This window comes from Streptomyces sp. NPDC057950 (assembly GCF_042887295.1).
GTDB classification, from domain to species: Bacteria; Actinomycetota; Actinomycetes; order Streptomycetales; family Streptomycetaceae; genus Streptomyces; species Streptomyces kaempferi.
In genome coordinates, this window is record NZ_JBHVPP010000031.1 from 1 (window position 1) to 6,420 (window position 6,420).

A 6,420-nucleotide genomic window follows, 5' to 3' on the forward strand; every position below is an offset into this window, starting at 1 on the left:
AAACGCCCGGTTACATTCCGAACCCGGAAGCTAAGCCTCACAGCGCCGATGGTACTGCAGGGGGGACCCTGTGGGAGAGTAGGACGCCGCCGAACTAATATTAAAAGAGCTGGTCCCCGAACTTCGGTTCGGGGACCAGCTCTTTTTTGTTGTGCGTCACTTTGCGTTCACTTTTCGCGACCACCATCCGCGTCATGGGTACTGCTGCAATGCTCAGGGCCGCGGGCGTCGGAGCCGGTGACGAGGTCATCGTGTCGGCGTTCGGCAACGTCGAAGTCACGGAGGCCGTCACCCAGGCCGGAGCCTCGACCGTCTTCGCCGACATAGACCCGGCGACCTACTGCCTCGACGCCGGCGCGGTCGAGGCGGCCGTGACCGCACGATCCATGGCCGTCGTCGTCGTCCACCGCTTCGGACGGTCGGCCGACATGGTGCGGCTGCGTGACGTCGGGCAGCGGCACGGACTCCTCGTCCTCGAACTGGGCGAGTCCGAAGCGCCGTACGAGGACATCGCGCAGCGCCGGGAGCGGGCCGCCTACCTCGACGGGCGGTTGAGCGGCGTGCGCACACCGGCGGGCGGCGACGGGCACACGTACCAGCAGTACGTCGTGCGGGTGCCGGGCAACGGGCGGCCGGACCGGGACGCCTTCGCACGGGCCGTACGGACCCGCGGAGTCGAGTGCCGGGTGCCGGTGAAGACCCCCGTGCACCGCATGCCCGGATTCCGGCGGGACGTGTACCTCCCGGAGACCGAGCGGGCCGCCGACGAGACGCTCGCGCTGCCCGTGGACGCGTCGCTGACGAAGCGGGAGATGCAGCGGATCGTGTCCGCCTGCAACGCGCTCGGCGGTCTCCTGCAGCCCGCCTTCTGATCCGGCCGACCTCACAGGGCGTCAGCGGGACTGATTAGGAGCACGCTTCTGTTCGGGGTATGATCTATTTCGTTGCCGCGAGGGAAACCTCGAAAAGGTGACAGGCCCCCCTAGCTCAGTCGGCAGAGCGTCTCCATGGTAAGGAGAAGGTCAACGGTTCGATTCCGTTGGGGGGCTCCACAGCAGAAAAGGCCTCGCCCTTCCGGGCGGGGCCTTTTCGCTGTTCCCGTCGGGGAGGCTTCAGTCCACCTGCAGGCCCGGTACCCGCATCGCCAGAATCGCCATGTCGTCGGACGGGGCGTCGGAGGCGAAGCGTTCCACCGCGCGCATCACACGGGCGGCCACCGCGCCCGCCGTCAGACCCGTACACGTGGTGAGGACGTCCGTGAGACCGTCGTCCCCCAACATGCGGGTGCCCTCACGGCGTTCCGTGACGCCGTCCGTCACGCACAGCAGCACGTCACCCGGATCGAGGGTGACCGTCTGCTCGTACAGTTCCAGGTCCTCCATGACGCCGAGGAGCGGCTGCGGTTCGGCGGCTGCCTCCACCGTGCCGTCCTGGCGCAGACGGAGCGGGAGCGGATGACCGGCGCAGACCACCTTCAGCACGGCACTGCCGTCCTCCTGGGGCCACAACTCGCCGTACAACAGGGTCAGGAAGCGGCTGCGGGCGCCCTCGTCGAGGATCGCCGAGTTCAGCCGCTCCAGGACCGCCGGGCCACCGAAACCCTCGCGGGCCAGCAACCGCAGCGCGTGCCGGGCCAGACCCGTGACCGCCGCGGCCTCCGGGCCCGTACCGCAGACGTCACCGATGGCGAAGCCGTAGGCACCGTCGCGGATCGGGAAGAGGTCGTAGAAGTCGCCGCCGACCTCGTTGCCCTCGCCGGCCGCGCGGTAGATGACCTCGACCTCGACGCCTTCGATGTGGGGGAGTTCCGGGGGCAGGAGGCTGCGCTGGAGGGACTGGCTGATCGCCGTGCGCTCCGAGTACAGGCGGGCGTTGTCGAGGGCCAGGGCGGCCCTTCGGGAGAGGTCCTCGGCCAGCTCCAGGATCTCCTGCCGGAAGTGCTCGTCGGACGGCTTGCCGAGCGTCAGCATCCCGATGACCCGGTTGCGGGCCACCAGGGGCAGGACGACCGTCTCGCCCCCGACCGCCGCGGCCGTCGCCAGCGTCGTGCCGATGCCGGAACTCACCGGTGAACGCTCGCCGAGGCCCAGGCTGCGCATGGAGGTGCGCAGTGCCGCCTGATGGGCCGCCTCGGCGGGGGCAGGCCAGACACGGGCGCCCGGAGTGGGGACCGGGTCCGGCGGGGCGATCTTCGACAGTAGGGCCTTGAGGCCGTCGATGCGTTCCTCGTCCTCGTGCAGGACATAGGAGAGATACGGGTCCGATGCCTGGTCGGCGATCGTGTAGACGGCACACCAGGTGGCCAGCGTCGGGACGGTCATCTGGGCCATCAGGGCCAGGGTCTGGTCACGGTCGAGCGTGCCGGCGAGGAGGTCGGACGCCTCGACGAGGAAGGAGAGCGAGCCGCGGCGCAGGCGTTCCAGCTCGCCCAGGCGGGCCGATTCCACCGCCAGCGCGATACGGTCCGCGGCGAACTGGAGGCGCAGCGCCTCCTCGTTGGAGTATCTGGAGGGCGACTCGGCGGCGACACCGAGAGAGCCCGTCAGGCGTCCCTCGACCTTCAGCGGGACCGTGACCACCGAACGCATGCCGGTGCCGCCCAGCAGGGGAACGGCGCCGGGGACGACCGTCAGGTCCTCGTGGACGGCCGGCATCCGGGCCGAGCCGTAGCGGCCCGGTCCCGCCTCGACCGGCACGCGGGCGAAGCGCTGGCGGGCGGAGGGCAGGCCCGTCGAGGCGCGTACCTCCAACTCCGTTTCGTCGTCGGTGGCCAGGAGCAGGAAGGCGGAGTCGCCGTCGAGCATGTCGCGGGCGCGCTCCACCGTGCGCTGGAGAAGTCCGTCCAGGTCATCGGGGGCCGGAGAACCGATGAAGACCTCGAAGGGGTCCGTGGCCTGGCCCTCGGAGCTGGTCGTCGTGTCCGTGGCGGAGGCGCGCAACGGGGTCTGCAGCACGGCCCGTTCGTGGTCGCGCACGAGGAGGCAGACGGTCGAGGGCTCGCCGCCCGTGTCACGGACCCGGAGGTGGGAGGCGTAGACGGGGGTGACGCGGCCGCTCGCGCCGCGGATGCCGTAACTGCCCTCCCAGCGCGAGAGCTGAAGGGCCTCGACGATGCCGGTGCTGGTGCCCGGGGTGTGCGGCCAGGCCGCGAGGTCGGTCAGGGGTTTGCCGGTGACCTGCTCGGCCGCGTACCCGAAGAGGTCTTCCGCGTCCTCGTTCCACGCCGAGATGGAGCCGACGCGGTCGATCTGGATGACCGCGACGCGCACCCGGCCGTCGGCGAGCGGAAGGAGATGGGCGGGGAGGGAAGGGCCCGCGGCGCGTGTCCCCACCGGGCGCTCGGGGAGGTCGAGCTGGAACCAGACCTGCTTGTGGGTGGGGGAGTACTCGACGCCCCAGTGGCCGGCCAGCGCCGCGCAGAGCTGGAGGCCGCGGCCGCCCTCGCGGTCCGGGCTGCCCATGTTCACGGCCGACGCCTGGAGTGGAATCTCGCGTTCTGGGTAGCGGTCCGCCACCTCGATGCGTACGCCGTCGTCGCTGCGCAGACACAGGACGTCGGCGGAGGTGCCCGCGTGCACAACGGCATTGGTGACCAGCTCGCTGGTCAGGACCACGGCGTCGTCGACGATGTCGGCGAAGCCCCAGCCCTGGAGGGTGTCGCGGACGAAGGAACGGGCGGTCGCGACCGATCGTCCCACGGGGTCGAAGCTGGCGGCCGCGCGCGCGGTGATCACAGAACTCCCTGTCCGGTTGTCGGCGTGCAGCGGTGCCGGCCCGGCCTGCTCCTGCCGGGGCAGCGCCTGGTTCCCTGTCGGCCGAGGATCCTGAGGCGGTCCCCCAGGATGCAGTCCGGTGGTCATGGTGCGGTGCCCCTCCGATGCCTGCCCGCTCGTTCTCGTGCCACCGCCCAGGCCGGACGGACCGGTGTGGCTGGACAGCCGCATGCAAGGTTACTTACCTTCGCGGTCCGTGCGGATGCCGGTCACCAGTGTTTCCGCCCGGAGAGGGCCCATGTTTCCCTCCGGAGGGTCCTCTGGTTCGCGTCGGAACCGTGTGCGGACGATGTGCGAAGCTGCCGAACTGTTATGGCCTGGTTCAGCAGGGGTGAAACACTGGGCAGGCTCCAGTGGGAAGGTCCCGGCAGGCTGAGGGCCTTCCGGTTCGCCGAGCAGCAGTATCCCAGTACGCCGAGCAGTGATGGTCGACCCTTGCGGGAGGGACACAGTGGAGTCTGGCGCAGCGACGCGGGGCACTAAGACGCGCGCGAAAGACGGACAGTCCCTGAACAGCCAGCGCGCGCCGCGCAACGGCACCACCGAGGTGGACTCGGCGGCTCTGAACAGGCTGCTGGCCGCCCTGGTGTCGATGCGGGACGGCAATTTCCGCAAGCGCCTCACGGTCTCCGGTGACGGCGTGATGTCGGAGATCGCCGCGGTCTTCAACGAGGTGGCCGACCGCAACCTGCATCTCACGGGTGAACTGTCCCGGGTGAGGCGGATGGTCGGGCGTGAGGGCAAACTCACGGAGCGGCTGGAGACGGGCGCCTGCGAGGGTTCCTGGGCGGCGGCGATCGACGCCTCCAACGCGCTCGTCGACGACCTCGTACGGCCTGTCTCCGAGGTCGGCCGGGTGCTGTCCGCGGTGGCGGAGGGTGATCTGTCGCCCCGCATGGAGCTGCGGGCGCAGGCGGCGGACGGCAACGGGCATCCGCTGCGCGGGGAGTTCCTCAAGGTCGGGCGCACGGTCAACAACCTGGTCGACCAGCTGTCGACGTTCACCGACGAGGTCACCCGGGTGGCCAGCGAGGTCGGCACCGAGGGCAAGCTGGGCGGACAGGCCCGGGTGCGCGGTATGTCCGGTTCGTGGAAGGACCTCACGGACTCGGTCAACACCATGGCGTACCGGCTGACGGCTCAGGTGCGTGACATCGCTCTCGTCACGACGGCGGTCGCCAAGGGTGACTTGTCCCGGAAGGTCACGGTTCACGTGGCCGGCGAGATGCTCGAGCTGAAGAACACCGTCAACACGATGGTGGACCAGCTCTCCTCGTTCTCCTCGGAGGTGACGAGGGTCGCGCGCGAGGTGGGCACCGAGGGTGAACTCGGTGGCCAGGCGCAGGTGCCCGGTGTGGCCGGCGTGTGGAAGGACCTCACCGATTCGGTGAACCTGATGGCCGGCAACCTGACGGCGCAGGTGCGCGGGATCGCGCAGGTGACGACGGCGGTCGCGAACGGTGACCTGTCGCAGAAGGTGACCGTCTCCGCACGTGGCGAGGTCGCGCAGCTCGCCGAGACGATCAACCAGATGACCGAGACGCTGCGGACGTTCGCGGACGAGGTCACGCGTGTGGCCAACGAGGTCGGTGGCGAGGGGCGGCTCGGCGGGCAGGCGAACGTGCCGGGCGCGGCGGGCACGTGGAAGGACCTGACGGACTCCGTCAACACGGTTTTCCGGAACCTCACGACCCAGGTGCGGGACATCGCCGCGGTGACCACGGCGGTCGCCAACGGTGATCTTTCGCAGAAGGTCAGCGTCGAGGTCGCCGGCGAGATGCTGGAGCTGAAGAACACCGTCAACACGATGGTGGACCAGCTGTCGTCCTTCGGTGACGAGGTCACGCGCGTGGCGCGGGAGATCGGTGTCGAGGGTGAACTGGGCGGTCAGGCGCAGGTGCCGGGCGCGGCGGGTACGTGGAAGGACCTGACGGACTCCGTCAACACGGCCTTCAGGAACCTGACCGGACAGGTCCGCAACATCGCGCAGGTGACGACGGCGGTCGCCAGCGGTGACCTGTCGCAGAAGGTCAGTGTCGAGGTCGCGGGCGAGATGCTGGAGCTGAAGAACACCGTCAACACGATGGTGGACCAGCTGTCGTCCTTCGCCGACCAGGTGACGCGGATGGCCCGGGACGTGGGCACGGAGGGCCGCCTCGGCGGGCAGGCCCGGGTGGACGGCGTGTCCGGTACGTGGAAGGAACTGACCGACTCCGTCAACTTCATGGCGGGGAACCTCACCTCGCAGGTGCGGCAGATCGCGCAGGTCACCACGGCGGTGGCGCGGGGTGACCTGTCGCAGAAGATCGACGTGGACGCGCGCGGCGAGATCCTGGAGCTGAAGAACACCATCAACACGATGGTCGACCAGCTCTCCGCCTTCGCGGACCAGGTGACGCGGGTGGCCCGTGAGGTGGGTACGGAGGGCCGGCTCGGCGGGCAGGCCCAGGTGCCGGGTGTCGCGGGCGTGTGGCGTGACCTGACGGACTCCGTGAACGGCATGGCGGGGAACCTGACCGCACAGGTGCGCAACATCGCGCAGGTCGCGACCGCGGTGGCGCGGGGTGACCTGTCGCAGAAGATCGACGTGGACGCGCGCGGCGAGATCCTGGAGCTGAAGAACACCCTCAACACGATGGTGGACCAG

At 69.7% G+C, this 6,420-nt stretch carries 3 protein-coding genes, 1 tRNA gene and 1 rRNA gene; 4 read left to right on the forward strand and 1 reads right to left on the reverse strand.

Annotation, left to right across the window (positions count from 1 at the left end; translation table 11 throughout):
- From rrf to ACFVTC_RS37830, 3 genes are all read left to right on the forward strand, one after another.
- Positions 1-95, forward strand: a 5S ribosomal RNA gene (gene rrf, locus ACFVTC_RS37820); the annotation flags it as partial.
- 114 nt (positions 96-209) lie between these two features.
- A complete protein-coding gene (locus ACFVTC_RS37825) occupies positions 210-872 on the forward strand; it encodes a DegT/DnrJ/EryC1/StrS family aminotransferase (RefSeq protein ID WP_390133713.1) in 663 nt (220 codons plus the stop codon).
- 104 nt (positions 873-976) lie between these two features.
- Positions 977-1,052 (forward strand) — tRNA-Thr (locus ACFVTC_RS37830).
- A 60-nt stretch (positions 1,053-1,112) separates the two neighbouring features.
- On the opposite strand, the gene ACFVTC_RS37835 is transcribed toward ACFVTC_RS37830, so the two are convergent.
- On the reverse strand, positions 1,113-3,860 hold the full coding sequence (locus ACFVTC_RS37835) for a SpoIIE family protein phosphatase (RefSeq protein ID WP_390133715.1): 2,748 nt from the start codon (positions 3,858-3,860) through the stop codon (positions 1,113-1,115).
- A gap of 364 nt (positions 3,861-4,224) precedes the next feature.
- On the opposite strand from ACFVTC_RS37835, the gene ACFVTC_RS37840 reads away from it, so the two are divergent.
- A partial coding sequence (locus ACFVTC_RS37840) for a HAMP domain-containing protein (RefSeq protein WP_390133565.1) occupies positions 4,225-6,420 on the forward strand: 2,196 nt, incomplete at its 3' end.

Bases quoted from the DNA above. Each gene is read 5' to 3' on its own strand.
- ACFVTC_RS37825 (WP_390133713.1), top strand. From the start codon at position 210: ATGCTCAGGGCCGCGGGCGTCGGAGCCGGTGACGAGGTCATCGTGTCG.
- ACFVTC_RS37835 (WP_390133715.1), bottom strand. From the start codon at position 3,860: ATGACCACCGGACTGCATCCTGGGGGACCGCCTCAGGATCCTCGGCCG.